This window comes from Ruegeria sp. HKCCD6157 (genome assembly GCF_013110685.1).
Taxonomy (GTDB): domain Bacteria; phylum Pseudomonadota; class Alphaproteobacteria; order Rhodobacterales; family Rhodobacteraceae; genus Ruegeria.
The window spans coordinates 1,409,655-1,423,480 of record NZ_WVRB01000001.1; the positions used below are offsets into that span (position 1 = coordinate 1,409,655).

Here is a 13,826-nt window from a genome sequence, read left to right on the forward strand (position 1 = left end):
ATGAAAACCGACAAGACCGAACTGGCATCGGCCGAGCGCCGCAATTTTCTGAAACTGAGCGCCAGTGGCGCGTTTACTGCTGCATTGGTCGCTGGGGCAGGGGGCGTTCTGTGGTCTTCCGAGGCCGCTGCGCAGACCGCGAAGGAAGAAAGCGAGCGTGAAAAGGCCGCAGATCACGTGATGACCGTGGCCACGGCCTATGTGCTTGGCGCGTCGCGCAGCTATCCGATCATGCAGCTGGACCTGAAAGAAAACATTCAGAACGCCACCAACGGAAAGGTCTATGTCAAACTGGCCCCCGGCGGTCAGCTTGGTGCAGGCGGCGCGCTGGTGCAGAAAGTGCAGGGCGGCACCATTCAGGCGGCGCAGCATTCGCTGTCGAATTTCGCGCCGTTCGCGTCGACAGTCGACCTGATCAACATGCCGTACCTGTGTGGCTCGAACCAGCGTTTCACGAACCTTGTCCATTCGGACACGTGGAAAAGTGAGGTTCACCCCAAGGTCGAAGCGGCAGGGTTCAAGGCTCTGTTCTATGTGAACATCGACCCGCGCGTCGTTGCGGTTCGTCAGGGCGGCAATGCCGTGCTCACACCCGGTGATATGAGCGGGATCAAGTTCCGCGTGCCGGGATCCAAGATGCTGCAACAATACTACCGGATGGTCGGCGCCAACCCGACGCCCGTTGCCTGGGGCGAGACCCCCTCGGCCATCAAGCAGGGCGTTGCGGATGCGCTCGATCCTTCGGTTGGCGCACTCTATGTCTTCGGCTTCAAGGACATCCTCAGCCATGTGACCTTCACGCAGGCGGTGCCGGACAGCCAAGTTTATTCCTGTAATCTGGAATGGTTCAACTCGATGCCGGCTGATGTGCAGGAAGGCATCATGTGGGGGTCGGAAATGACCAGCCATCAGAACCTGTCCAAGGTTCCGTCGGCCCGCGCCTATGCCATGGCCGAGCTGAACAAGGCCGGGGTGCAGTTCCACTCGCTCAGTGACGACCAACTGGCGGAATGGCAGGATGCCGGCGGGTATCAAAACGCCGATTGGGATCCGTTCAAGATGGAACTGGCTGGATCGATGGAAAACTTCGAAAAGCTGGTCGAAGCCGCCGGTACTCAGGGCAAATATTACGTCCACGACGCCTAAGGCCCAAGCCGTGGACGCCTGACGGGCGTCCACGAACCTTACTTTCAGTCAGCCCGACAACAACCCGCCACATCAGGCGCGGGTCAGGCTGTCCCTGCGCCGGAGGATCAGATGACCATTCTTCAAAACATAGACCGAAACGCAGAACGCTGGTTGCTGCTGGTGTTCTACGTGATGCTTGTGATTACCATGGCCATCGAAGTGCTGCGGCGCGAGATTTTTGCTTATTCGTCGATCTGGGGCGAGGAAATCGTTCGATATTCCTTCATCTACCTGGCCTGGATCGGTGCCGCGGCTGCGGTGAAAGAGCGGGCGCATATCCGGATCGATGTGATCATGCATTACATCGGGCCTCGCCCCAAGGCGGTGCTGTATATTTTCGGCGATCTCGTGATGTTCGGCGTGGCGATCATCGCGCTCTACTGGTCGTATGAGGCGGTTCATGTCTCGGCCAAGTTCGGCTCGGTCACGGATGGGCTTCGGGTCTCGAAAGTCTGGTTCCTTATGGCGGTGCCCGCCGGATTCGCCCTGATGATATGGCGGCTGATACAATCTTTCCTGCGTGACGTGAAATCACTTCGTGACGGCACCCCCGTCTTCGAAGGCGACAAGCTGTTTGACTGAGGAGAACACGAATGCTTTGGAATTCCCTCAATCAAACCGTTGAACTGGGCTGGGATTTTTACCTGCCGGTGATCCTGTTCGTAGGCCTGATCGCCTTGGCCGTGCCCGTTTGGGCCGCCATTGGCACAGCGGCGATCGTGATGCTGATCATGTCCGGTGATCTGCCACTCAGCCTGGTCGGAGAAAGCCTGTTCACAGGTATCGACGCATTCGCCCTGACCGCTGTGCCATTGTTCATCCTGACCGGAGACGTTCTGGTGCGGACCGGCCTGTCGCGCAAATTCCTGGACGTGGCCGAGGCGCTGACATGCTTTGCCAAGGGCGGGTTCGGGTCGGCCACGGTTTTGGTCTGCGGCATGTTTGCCGCGATTTCGGGGTCGGATGCCGCCGGGGCGGCTGCGGTGGGTCGCATGACTATCAACCGCCTGGTGGAAAGCGGCTATCCGCGCCCCTATGCCTGTGCTCTGGTTGCGGCTGGTGCCTGTACCGGCATCCTGATCCCGCCCTCGATCGCCTATATCATCATCGGCCTCGTGCTGGGTATTTCCGCCTCGACCCTGTTTCTTGCAGCCTTGATCCCGGGTCTGGCCATCCTGGTGTCGATCCTGATCACAAACATCATCGTGAACCGCCTTTATGCCTATGAGGGTGGCGGCATGATGACCATGGGGGAATGGCTGGCCAATCTGGGCAAGGCGCTGAAATCGGGCTGGTACGCGTTTATCGTGCCGGGGATCATCTTCTACGGCATCTTCTCAGGTCGCCTGACCCCGACCGAAGCCGGCGCAACGGCCGTTGTCGTCACCATAATCATGGGTTTCATCCTGCGCACACTGACGCTGGCAGACTTTCCATCGATGTTGGTCAGTTCGGCCAAGGTGAACGGAGTCATCCTGCCGATCATCGCATTCTCGGCACCCTTGGCCGAAGCACTGGCGATCATGGGGGTCCCGCAGGGTTTCGTGGCCTCGGTCACGTCGATGACCGATGATCCCTATCTGTTGATCTTGCTGATGATCGGCATCCTGATCGCGGCAGGCTGCGTGATGGAGACAACGCCGAACATCGTGATCCTGGCACCAATCCTGAAACCGCTGGCCGACAATATCGGCATGAACGAGATTCAGTTCTGCATCATGATGATCACCGCGTTGGGTGTGGGCTTTATCACGCCGCCGCTGGGACTGAACCTGTTCGTCGTATCTGGCATTACCGGTGAGTCCATTCTGAAGATTGCCGCCCGGGCCATTCCTTTTGTACTGACCATGCTTATCGTGGTGATCCTGATCGCCTACGTGCCTGCTGTGTCGACCACCCTGCTTCCTGAAATCTACCAATAGGACCTGCTGAACATGCCTCGTGAATATTTGAAAAAGGCGACTCTCACCGCTCAATCGCATGCCTCTGAGGTGCATGATACGGTCAAGACCATCCTTGCCGACATCGAGGCGGGTGGCGACGACAAAGCACTGGAATATGCCCTCAAGTTCGACAAGTACGAAGGGAATGTCCTGATGACGCAGGACGAGATTGATGCGGCCATCGCACAGGTGCCGGAAAAACTGAAGGCCGATATACGCTTTGCCCACGACAACGTCCGTCGCTTTGCCGAGACGCAGAAGGCCACCGTGTCGGACGTACAGATGGAGATCGTTCCCGGTTTTGTTGCGGGGCAAAAGGCGATCCCGGTGGATGCAGCAGGATGCTATGTTCCCGGTGGGCGCTACAGCCATATCGCCAGCGCGATTATGACGGTGACAACGGCCAAGGTCGCCGGATGCCGTCATATCACGGCCTGTTCTCCGCCCCGTCCGGGTGAGGGCGTTGCACCAGCGATTGTCTATGCCGCGCATATCTGCGGAGCCGACAGCATTCTGGCCATGGGCGGTGTACAGGGCGTGGCCGCCATGACCTATGGTTTGTTCGGTTTGCCGCGCGCCAATATCCTTGTGGGGCCGGGAAACCAGTTCGTGGCCGAGGCCAAACGCATCCTGTACGGCAAGGTTGGTATCGACATGATCGCGGGCCCGACCGACAGCCTGATCCTTGCCGACAGTTCCGCGGACGCCCACGTGGTGGCAACCGATCTGGTCAGTCAGGCCGAGCACGGATACAATTCGCCCGTCTGGCTGGTGACGGATGATCGCGACCTTGCGCAGAAAGTCATGGAGCTGGTTCCGGTTTTGATCGACGATCTGCCAGAGCTGAACCGGGAAAACGCCTCGGCCGCGTGGCGCGACTATGCCGAAGTCATCGTTTGTTCCGACCGCGAAGAGATGGCCGCGTGTTCCGATGAATATGCGCCCGAGCACTTGACGGTTCAGGCCGAGGATCTGGATTGGTGGCTGGATCGCTTGACCTGCTATGGTTCGCTGTTCCTGGGTGAGGAAACCACCGTGTCCTACGGGGACAAGGCAACCGGAACGAACCATGTTCTGCCGACTTCGGGTGCGGCCAGTTACACCGGCGGTTTGAGTGTTCACAAATACATGAAGATCGTCACCTGGCAGCGCGCAACACGTGAAGGATCGAAATCGATCGCCGAAGCCTCCGCACGGATTTCCCGACTGGAAGGTATGGAAGGTCACGCCCGTGCCGCTGATGTGCGTCTGGCCAAGTATTTCCCGGATGAGCAATTCGATCTGACCGCTGATGGATGACCCGCGCACATTGTTTGACCTGACGGGCCGGGTGGCCTGCATCACCGGCGCCAGTTCGGGGCTGGGGCGGCAGGTGGCGCGAACGCTTGCCGCGGCCGGCGCGCGTGTCGTCGGCGTGGCGCGTCGCAGCGACGCGTTGGCGCAGATGCAGGCCGAAATCGGCGAACACGCAGAAGCCGTCGTTGCTGATGTTGCGGATCGTGCCGGAATCGGCGGGCTGGTGCAGGTGATCAATTCCAAGTTTGGCGCACCGGATATTCTGGTGCATGCGGCCGGGGTCAACACGCGTGAGGCCGCCGACGAGGTGACACCTGATGGCTGGGATGCCACGCTTGCCCTGAACCTGAGCGCGCCGTTTTTCCTGAGTCAGTCGATGGTGCCCGAAATGAAAAAAAAGGGGTGGGGGCGCATCGTCAATTTCGCCTCGCTGCAAACGACGCGGGCCTTTCCGGGCGGCATTGCCTATGGCGCGACCAAGGCCGGGATCGCGCAATTGACCCGTGCCATGGCCGAAGCCTGGTCGCCCTTTGGCATTACCGCCAACGCAATCGGTCCGGGGTTCTTTCCGACCGAGCTGACCCAGGCCGTGTTTGACGACCCCCAGCGCGCGGAACGCAACGCCGCTCAAACCTGCATTGGGCGCAATGGGCAGATGCAGGATATCGACGGGCCGATCCTGTTTTTGTGCTCGAACGCGTCCGGCTATGTCACGGGGCAGGTTCTTATGGTTGATGGAGGGTTCACAGCCAAATGAAGGCACTGGTTTACCAAGGTGTGGAGCAGATGGTGTTCGGCGATGTGCCGGATGCCGAGGCGGGTCCGTCCGAGCATTTGATCCGGATCGAGGCGGTTGGCATCTGCGGGTCGGACATGCACGCCTATCTGGGCCATGATGCCCGCCGTCCGGCTCCGCTGATTCTGGGGCACGAGGCGGCCGGTGTGATTGTCGACGGGATACGAGCCGGTGATCGTGTCACGATCAATCCGCTGGTAAGCTGCGGTCAATGTGCGGCCTGCCTTGCCGGTCGGGAAAACCTGTGCCCGGATCGCCAGATCATCTCGATGCCTCCGCGCGAAGGGGCGTTTGCTCAATACGTCACCATGCCTGCCAGCAATCTTGTTGAGGTCCCGGAGGATGTTTCGTTCGCCAAAGCCGCGCTGGCGGAACCGCTTGCCGTCAGCTGGCATACGGTCCGGTTGGGGATCGAGGCTCTGCATCCTGCGATGGACCGTCGCGCACTGGTGATCGGCGGCGGGGCCATCGGCCTTGCAGCGGCATTGGCCTTGCGGGCAATGGGCGTTGACGATGTGACCATCGCGGAACCACATGAGCTGCGTCGCAACTACCTGGCGAAAATCGAAAGCTTTGCGCTGGTGGAGTCAACCAAAGGGACTTACCCGTTGGTCATAGATGCCGTGGGGTACGCTGCGACGCGGTCGGTTGCCTCGGCCATGGCCGAACCGGGCGGCGTGATCGCGCATGTGGGTTTGGGTGAGGATACCGGTGGTCTGGATGTTCGCCGGATGACCTTGCAGGAAATCACATTCATAGGGACTTACACATACACCGCCAAAGACTTTCGCCAGACGGCTCAGGCGATCTTTGACGGGCGGCTGGGGGCTCTGGATTGGATGGAAGAACGCGCTCTGGCCGACGGCGCGCAAGCGTTTTGCGATATCCGGTCTGGCGCCGTGGCCGCACCGAAGATTATCCTGAGACCCTGGGGATAGAACTGACAGAACTGGAGACCTTCATGTACACAAAAATACTGGTCCCGTTAGCTTTGGATCACGGCATATCGCAACACACGCTGGAAATCGCACGGGCCTTGTCAGGAGAGGGCGCAGAAATAATTGCGCTGCATGTCTACGAGATGCCTCAGGGATCGGTCAGCGCCTATCTGGACAAATCGGTTGTCGCCGAAGGGTTTGAACGGGCCCGTTTGCAACTGTTGCAAAAAGTCGAAGGGCTTGAAGGGGTGACGGCCGAAATCGTCAAAGGCCATACCGCGCGGTCCATCATCGACTATGCCAGCAGCAAGGATGTCGACTGTATCGTTATCGGCTCGCACAAGCCGGACCTAAGCGACTACTTCCTTGGATCGACCGCTTCGCGCGTCGTCCGCCATGCCCCCTGTGCCGTGCACGTGCACCGAAGGGCCTGAATTCCTCAATCGCGCATCTAGCGCCCCAAACAGGACCAAAAGCTGGATCATGAACATAGACAAAAAGATCACCGACGATCTGGTGGCCAACGATATCTCGTTTGTCACCACTGTCCCGTGCAAGCAATTGGCAGGTGTCATCGCAGAAATCGACGAGCGCGAGGGCATCTATCACATCCCCTCCAACAAGGAAGACGAAGGGATGGGCCTGTGTGCAGGGGCGTGGATGGGCGGCAAGCGGCCCGCGATCATCATGCAGAACACAGCCATTGGCGTGACGATCAATACACTGGCGACGCTGATCCAGTATTACCGGATGCCGCTGCCGATGCTGATATCGTACCGGGGAGAATTGCGCGAACCCATTGCCTGCCAGGTTGAGATGGCGGTTCACACCAAGGCGCTGCTGGCTCAGCTGAACATCCCCACCTACCACTTCCACCATCAGGCCGATGTCGAAGAGCTCGACGCGATCCTGAAATACACTTTCATGTGCAACAAGCCGGTCGCCATCCTGACCGACGCCAATTTCTGGGGAGGCTATGGCGACCAATGATCCGTTCTGAAATTCTGAAGGAAATCGCCCCGATCCTGCGTGATCAACTGGTTGTCTGCAACATCGGCATTCCCAGCCAGGAACTGCATACCATCGACGACCAGCCCACCAACTTCTACATGCTTGGCACCATGGGGCTTGCGTCCTCGATCGGCCTGGGGCTGGCGCTGTCGCAACCCAAACCGGTGATCGTGATTGACGGCGATGGCTCGATCCTGACCAATCTGGGCACCCTGCCAACGATCGCCAACAACGTGGCGGACAATTACATCCTGCTGATCGTGGACAACGGCTCGTACGGCTCGACCGGCGATCAGCCGACCTATGCGGGGCAAAAGACGTCGCTGGCCAAAATGGCCGAGGCCGCCGGGTGTGAGCGCGTGATCGAATGTGCCGCCGAAGACACCGGGCGTGTGCTGCAAGAGGCGCTGGATGCCAAGCAGATGACAATCATCGTCAGCAAATGCGAAAGCGGCAATGCCAAGATGCCGCCGATCACGATGGATCCGGTCGTCATCCGCGACCGCTTCATGAAGGCCGTTCAGGCCTGATGGGCGCAAGCGCCATCCACAGCGCCGAGGACGCCCGCCGCCTGGCGCGGCGGCGTCTTCCGTGGATGGTGTTCGACTATATTGATGGTGCAGCCGGGGCCGAGAGGGGTGCCGGTCGCAATCGGTCCGCTTTGGATGCAATGACCTTGCGCCCGCGTATCCTGCGCGACGTCAGTGAAAGGTCTCTGGCAAGTTTGCTGTTCGACCGGCCCGCGAAACGCCCGTTTGGTATCGCGCCGATGGGCATGTGCAATTTGTCCGCGCCGGGGGCCGACATGATGCTGGCCCGCATCGCGGCACGCCACGAGGTGCCGCTTGGGGTTTCGACTGTCGCCTCGACCGCGATGGAGGATCTGATCGTCGAAGCGGAAGGCCATGCCTGGTTCCAGTTGTATTTCAGCGGCGATGGCAGCGGCACATTCAAGCTGGTCGATCGCGCCAAGGCAGCGGGGTACGAAACACTGGTGCTGACCGTGGATGTGCCCGAGGTTGGCCGACGCCCGCGCGAATTGCGTCATGGGTTCAAAATGCCCTTCAAAATGGGGCCAAAGCAGGTGATGGATTTTGCCCTGCACCCCCGGTGGTCCTTGCCGGTCCTGCTGAAAGGCAAGCCGGAAATGGCGAATTTCCGGATGGATGGCTACGATTTCGACCGCACCGAAAGCCGCGCCAAGGCAACGTGGGAGACATTGGCTCGTCTGCGCGACCAGTGGGCCGGGAATCTGGTGGTCAAAGGCGTATTGGATGCAGACGACGCGCAAAGGCTCAAGTCAGCGGGCGTGGACGCCATTCAGGTCTCAAGCCATGGTGCACGCCAGTTGGAAAGTGCGCCCGCGCCAATCACGCTTCTGCCCGAGATACGCAAGGCCGTCGGTCCGGATTTTCCGCTTTTCTACGACAGCGGGCTGCGTTCTGGTGAAGACGTTCTCAAGGCGCTTGCGAACGGGGCGGACTTTGCCTTTTTCGGCCGTATCCTTCAGTTTGCAATTGCGGCCGAAGGCGAAAAGGGTCTGGCGCAGCTATGGTCGGTACTCAGCGAAGAAATCAGCATCGCCATGGCCCAGCTGGGCGTCACGTCGCTGGACGAAGTCCGACGCAACGCCTGATGTGGGTGACGGCAATGACCCGAGGTTTCCCACGGGTCACTGAACTGTCGGTTCAACCTCGGCGCCTGCGACGCCGACCGCCACCTGCTTCGGTTTCGCCGCCGGTGTTGAAGCTTGGGTTGGGCAAAGTGACAACCCGGGCCAGTTCCGGGAACGGATCCGTCTTGTGCGGGATCGCATTGGCGGCCACGAAGTGATCCTGAAACTTCGGCTCAATGGCGGTTTCGATCTTGTTGATCTCGCGCACGACGCGCTCGATCTCGGCGCGCGATCCGATATTGCACAGCGCGATACGTGCGCCGGTGCCTGCGGCGTTGCCCGCGCTGGAGACTTTCTCCAGTGGCGCGTCGGGTATCATTCCCAGCACCATGGCGTGTTTGGTCGAGATATGCGCGCCGAACGCACCGGCCAGAACCACGCGATCCACCTTTTCGACATTCATTTCGTCCATCAGCAGGCGTGCACCTGCGTACAATGCTGATTTCGCAAGCTGGATGGCACGGATGTCACCCTGCGTGACCGTGATGCGGGGGCCACCCTCAGCGCTGGCATCGTGGATCAGATAGGCATGTGTGCGACCTTCGGGCACGCAGCGGGCAGTGCCGGTCTGTTCCGCCGATCCGATCAGGCCGCCTTCGTCCAGCAGGCCTGCGATACGCATCTCGGCCACTGCCTCGATGATACCGGATCCGCAGATGCCTGTGATCCCGGTCGTGGCGATCTCCTGATCAAAGCCGTCTTCGTCGGACCATTTATCGGACCCGATGACGCGGAACCGGGGTTCCTTGGTGACAGGGTCGATCTCGATTCTCTCGATCGCCCCGGGTGCGGCGCGCTGGCCTGAACTGATCTGAGCGCCTTCAAAGGCAGGCCCGGTGGGCGAGGAGCAGGCGAGCACGCGGCTGGTATTGCCAAGCAGGATTTCGGCGTTGGTGCCCACGTCGACGATCAGAACCAGATCCTGCGACTTTCCGGGTTCTTCGGACAGGGCCACCGCCGCGCAATCCGCGCCCACATGGCCCGCGATACAGGGCAGGATATAGACCTGCGCGCGTGGGTTCATGGTTGTCAGATCCATCTCGCGGGCGGGCAGGGACATGCTTTCCGACGTTGCCAGCGCAAACGGGGCCTGACCCAGTTCCACCGGGTCCAGACCCAGCAGCAAGTGATGCATGACCGGGTTGCAGACGAACACCGTTTCCACGATCAGAGAGGCATCGATGCCTGCCTCTTCGGCAATCGACGTGGCCAGGTCATTGATTGCCTCGCGCACTGCCTTGGTCATCTCCTGATCGCCGCCGGGGTTCATCATGGAATACGAAACACGGCTCATCAGGTCTTCGCCGAACCGGATCTGGGGATTCATGAGGCCAGAGGATGCCTTGACCTCGCCGGTTTCCAGATCGGTCAGATGCGCGGCGATCGTGGTCGAGCCGAGGTCGATGGCCAGACCATACAGCCCGCCTTCATGCAGGCCGGGCCAGATTTCGACGATACGCGCCACGCTGTCCTTGTGACCTTTGTGGAGCGCCACGGTGACTTCCCATTTGCCCTTGCGCAGAACCGGTTGAAGTTTGGACATAAGCGTCAGGTCCGCCGTGACGGCTTCGATGTCCCACTGTTCGCGCAACGCGCGCTCGAGCCGTTCCAGATCACCGGTGGGCGAATGCATGTCGGGTTCTTCCACCACAACGAAGTAAAGGCGCGTGGCCGGGTCCATCGTGATGGCACGCGCGGCTGCCGCCTTGCGCACGACCTGCCGGTGCACCTGGCTTTCGGGCGGTACGTCGATCACCACATCGCCCTGAACCGAGGCCTGACAGCCTAGACGGCGGCCCGGTTTCAGACCGCGTTTGTCGTCATAACGCTGTTCGACGGCGTTCCATTCGCTCAACGCATCCTCTGACACCGTGACGCCGTGCTTGGGAAATTCGCCATAGCTGGGTGTGATCTGGCACTTTGAACAGATTCCGCGGCCCCCGCAGACCGAATCCAGATCCACCCCCAATTGACGGGCCGCCGTCAGAATTGGGGTGCCGACGGGGAAGTGCCCGCGTTTGCCGGACGGGGTAAAGACGACAAGAGGGTCGGTGGTCATCAGTGACATACCTTTTCATATTCGCGCGTATGCCGGGCAAGATATGGGTTTGCGCGAAAAGGGAAAGGCCATCAGCGGCACGATCTGCACAACGAGCGTCGTTTTCTTCCACTGCATCGACAACCAGAGCCAAAGAGTTGCCCCCAAGGGCTTTTCCTTTGGTTCAATCCATGTAATAGGGTCACCGCCAAACGGGCTTTTGCATGGGGTATTCAGATGCAGATTCGTGAGGCACTTACCTTTGACGACGTTCTCCTGGTTCCGGGCGCATCTTCCGTGCTGCCGGCAACGGCGGATACGACCACGCGTGTGACGCGCGAAATCACCATGAACATCCCATTGCTGAGTTCGGCCATGGACACCGTGACCGAGGCGCGCATGGCCATTGCCATGGCTCAGGCGGGCGGCATCGGTGTGGTACACAAGAACCTTTCAGTGGAAGAACAGGCCCGCGAAGTCCGCCGGGTCAAGCGGTTTGAATCCGGTATTGTCTATAACCCGGTGACATTGCGGGTGGATCAGACATTGGCCGACGCCAACGCGCTGGTACAGCGCTACAACTTCACCGGTTTTCCGGTCGTCGACGAGCAGGGCCGCGTGGTGGGTATCCTGACCAACCGCGACATGCGCTTTGCGAACTCGGACGATACGCCGGTACACGCGATGATGACTTCGGAAAACCTGGCGATGCTACAGGAACCGGCCGATCTGGAAGAAGCCAAAAGCCTGATGCGGGCGCGCCGTATCGAAAAGCTGCTGGTCGTGGATGGTGAAGGCAAGCTGACCGGTCTTCTGACGCTGAAGGATACAGAGCAGGCCGTTTTGAACCCAACCGCTTGCAAGGACCGCCTGGGTCGCCTGCGGGTCGCTGCGGCGACGTCGGTCGGGGATGCCGGGTTCGAACGGTCCGAGCAATTGGTGGATTCGGGGGTCGACATCATCGTCGTCGATACTGCGCATGGTCATTCGCAGGGCGTGCTGGACGCTGTAAAGCGGGTCAAGACCCTGTCGAACGAGGTTCAGATCATTGCCGGAAACGTTGCAACAGGAGAAGCGACCAAAGCCCTGATCGATGCTGGTGCCGACGCGATCAAGGTGGGCATCGGCCCGGGATCGATCTGTACTACACGGATGGTGGCGGGGGTTGGCGTGCCTCAGTTGACCGCGATCAGCGATTGTGCGGCGGCAGCGGGCGACGTTCCGGTCATCGCGGATGGGGGCATCAAGTTCTCGGGTGACTTTGCAAAGGCGATCGCGGCCGGGGCATCCTGTGCCATGGTCGGGTCGATGATTGCGGGCACCGACGAAAGCCCGGGCGAGGTGATCCTGTATCAGGGCCGTTCGTTCAAATCCTATCGCGGCATGGGCAGCCTGGGTGCAATGGCGCGCGGATCAGCCGACCGTTATTTTCAGAAAGACGCAGCCAATGACAAACTGGTGCCCGAAGGCATCGAAGGGCAGGTGCCCTACAAAGGTTCGGCCAGTGCCGTGATCCACCAGCTGGTTGGCGGCTTGCGTGCGGCGATGGGGTATACCGGCTGCGCCACCATCGAAGAGATGCGCAAGAACTGCAATTTTGTGAAAATTACGGGCGCCGGTCTGAAGGAAAGCCACGTCCACGACGTGCAGATCACCCGCGAAAGCCCGAACTACCGGGTCATGTAAGCCATCCAGCAAGACACAAGGCACCCTGGAACGGGTGCCTATTTGCCACTTGGATCGGCCAGCCGGGCCCATTTTTCGCCAAGGTATTCCACAATGACACCCGCCGCCCGTGTTCAGGCCTCGATCGAAATTCTGGATGATATCCTGGCTGGCGCGCCGGTCGAAAAAGCACTCACCGGCTGGGCGCGGCGCAGTCGCTTTGCTGGATCCAAGGATCGCGCGGCCATTCGCGATCACGTATTCGACGCGCTACGACGTAAGCGCTCGTACGCTGCGTTGGGAGGGTCCGACACCGGGCGCGGTTTGATGATCGGTGCGACCCGTGCGTCAGGCTGGGATCTGGCCGACCTGTTCACCGGCGACCGTCACGCTCCGATGCCGGTTGAGGAAACGGAAACGGCGCGGGATTTCGTGTCCGAGGCCGAGAGATATGACATTCCGGAGTGGCTGTGGCCTCGGTTCGTTGACTCTCTGAAGAATGCCTTGGTTCCTTGCGCGATGTCATTGCAGCACCGGGCGCCTGTTCACCTGCGGGTCAACTTGCGAAAAACCGATCTGGGCGGGGCCATCGACGCCTTGAAGTCCGAGGGCGTGATCGCCCATCCGGTTCAGGTATGCCAAACCGCGCTCGAGGTGACAGAGGGGGCCCGGCGCATTGCCCAAAGCCAGGCCTATGCCCGGGGTCTGGTCGAGCTTCAGGACGCTGCAAGCCAGGCGGTCGTGGCCGCGCTGGATCTGCGGCCGGGGATGCGCGTTCTGGATTATTGCGCGGGTGGTGGCGGCAAGGCGCTAGCGCTTGCAGCGCACGAGGGCGTCGACGTGTTTGCACATGATGTGAATGCCGGCCGCATGAAGGATATTCCGACCCGGGCGGAACGAGCAGGCGCAAAGATAACCATCCTCAACTCCGATGACCTTTCAGGTGCTGATCCGTTTGATGTGGTTCTGGTTGATGCGCCGTGCTCTGGCAGCGGATCGTGGCGAAGGGCGCCGGCCGGGAAATGGGCCTTGACCGAGGATCGCTTGCGAGACCTCAGCACCATTCAGGCCCGTATTCTATCTGACATTGCGCCTTTGGTGCATCCGGGCGGCCTGCTGGCTTACGCAACCTGTTCGGTTCTGAACGATGAAAACGGCGCGATCATAGACGGTTTTCTGGATCATTTTTCCCAGTGGCGGGAAACCTTCCGGAAAACGTGGCACGTTACACACGCCTCTGACGGGTTCTTTACGTCGCACTTGACGCGCTGAGCTT

13 protein-coding genes are annotated in these 13,826 nt (G+C 60.2%); 12 read left to right on the top strand and 1 reads right to left on the bottom strand.

Annotated features, from left to right (window positions below):
• The 10 genes from GS612_RS06705 (at window position 1) to GS612_RS06750 (ending at window position 8,808) form a co-directional block, all read left to right on the top strand.
• The gene (locus tag GS612_RS06705) at window positions 1-1,146 is read left to right on the top strand and encodes a TRAP transporter substrate-binding protein (protein WP_171168041.1); all 1,146 of its coding nucleotides are present in this window, start codon (window positions 1-3) and stop codon (window positions 1,144-1,146) included.
• 111 nt (window positions 1,147-1,257) lie between these two features.
• Complete coding sequence (locus GS612_RS06710) at window positions 1,258-1,770, top strand: TRAP transporter small permease (RefSeq protein WP_171115839.1); 513 nt, start codon at window positions 1,258-1,260, stop codon at window positions 1,768-1,770.
• An 11-nt stretch (window positions 1,771-1,781) separates the two neighbouring features.
• A complete protein-coding gene (locus GS612_RS06715; RefSeq protein WP_171639467.1) occupies window positions 1,782-3,110 on the top strand; it encodes a TRAP transporter large permease in 1,329 nt (442 codons plus the stop codon).
• Window positions 3,111-3,122: 12 nt separating this feature from the next.
• A complete protein-coding gene (gene hisD / locus GS612_RS06720; RefSeq protein ID WP_171639468.1) occupies window positions 3,123-4,430 on the top strand; it encodes a histidinol dehydrogenase in 1,308 nt (435 codons plus the stop codon).
• Complete coding sequence (locus GS612_RS06725; protein ID WP_171204787.1) at window positions 4,423-5,184, top strand: SDR family NAD(P)-dependent oxidoreductase; 762 nt, start codon at window positions 4,423-4,425, stop codon at window positions 5,182-5,184. Before hisD ends, GS612_RS06725 begins: the two co-directional genes overlap by 8 nt.
• Window positions 5,181-6,161 (top strand): zinc-binding dehydrogenase, encoded by a 981-nt coding sequence (locus GS612_RS06730; protein WP_171639469.1) that lies wholly within the window; start codon window positions 5,181-5,183, stop codon window positions 6,159-6,161. Before GS612_RS06725 ends, GS612_RS06730 begins: the two co-directional genes overlap by 4 nt.
• A gap of 23 nt (window positions 6,162-6,184) precedes the next feature.
• On the top strand, window positions 6,185-6,595 hold the full coding sequence (locus GS612_RS06735; RefSeq protein WP_171115849.1) for a universal stress protein: 411 nt from the start codon (window positions 6,185-6,187) through the stop codon (window positions 6,593-6,595).
• 49 nt (window positions 6,596-6,644) lie between these two features.
• The gene (gene comD / locus GS612_RS06740; protein ID WP_152458032.1) at window positions 6,645-7,151 is read left to right on the top strand and encodes a sulfopyruvate decarboxylase subunit alpha; all 507 of its coding nucleotides are present in this window, start codon (window positions 6,645-6,647) and stop codon (window positions 7,149-7,151) included.
• On the top strand, window positions 7,148-7,702 hold the full coding sequence (gene comE, locus GS612_RS06745; protein ID WP_171639470.1) for a sulfopyruvate decarboxylase subunit beta: 555 nt from the start codon (window positions 7,148-7,150) through the stop codon (window positions 7,700-7,702). The genes comD and comE overlap by 4 nt, the downstream gene beginning before the upstream one ends.
• Window positions 7,702-8,808, top strand: a complete 1,107-nt coding sequence (locus GS612_RS06750) for an alpha-hydroxy acid oxidase (protein WP_171639471.1) — start codon at window positions 7,702-7,704, stop codon at window positions 8,806-8,808. Before comE ends, GS612_RS06750 begins: the two co-directional genes overlap by 1 nt.
• Before the next feature lie 52 nt (window positions 8,809-8,860).
• On the opposite strand, the gene GS612_RS06755 is transcribed toward GS612_RS06750, so the two are convergent.
• Window positions 8,861-10,906, bottom strand: a complete 2,046-nt coding sequence (locus GS612_RS06755; RefSeq protein WP_171639991.1) for an ASKHA domain-containing protein — start codon at window positions 10,904-10,906, stop codon at window positions 8,861-8,863.
• Between the two features lie 216 nt (window positions 10,907-11,122).
• Here GS612_RS06755 and guaB point away from each other — a divergent pair, with 216 nt between their 5' ends.
• Together guaB and GS612_RS06765 are read left to right on the top strand one after the other, a co-directional pair.
• Window positions 11,123-12,571: an IMP dehydrogenase gene (gene guaB, locus GS612_RS06760; RefSeq protein WP_171168056.1), complete on the top strand. Its 1,449-nt coding sequence runs from the start codon at window positions 11,123-11,125 to the stop codon at window positions 12,569-12,571.
• A gap of 93 nt (window positions 12,572-12,664) precedes the next feature.
• Complete coding sequence (locus tag GS612_RS06765) at window positions 12,665-13,822, top strand: RsmB/NOP family class I SAM-dependent RNA methyltransferase (RefSeq protein WP_171639472.1); 1,158 nt, start codon at window positions 12,665-12,667, stop codon at window positions 13,820-13,822.
• Window positions 13,823-13,826 lie beyond the last annotated feature (4 nt).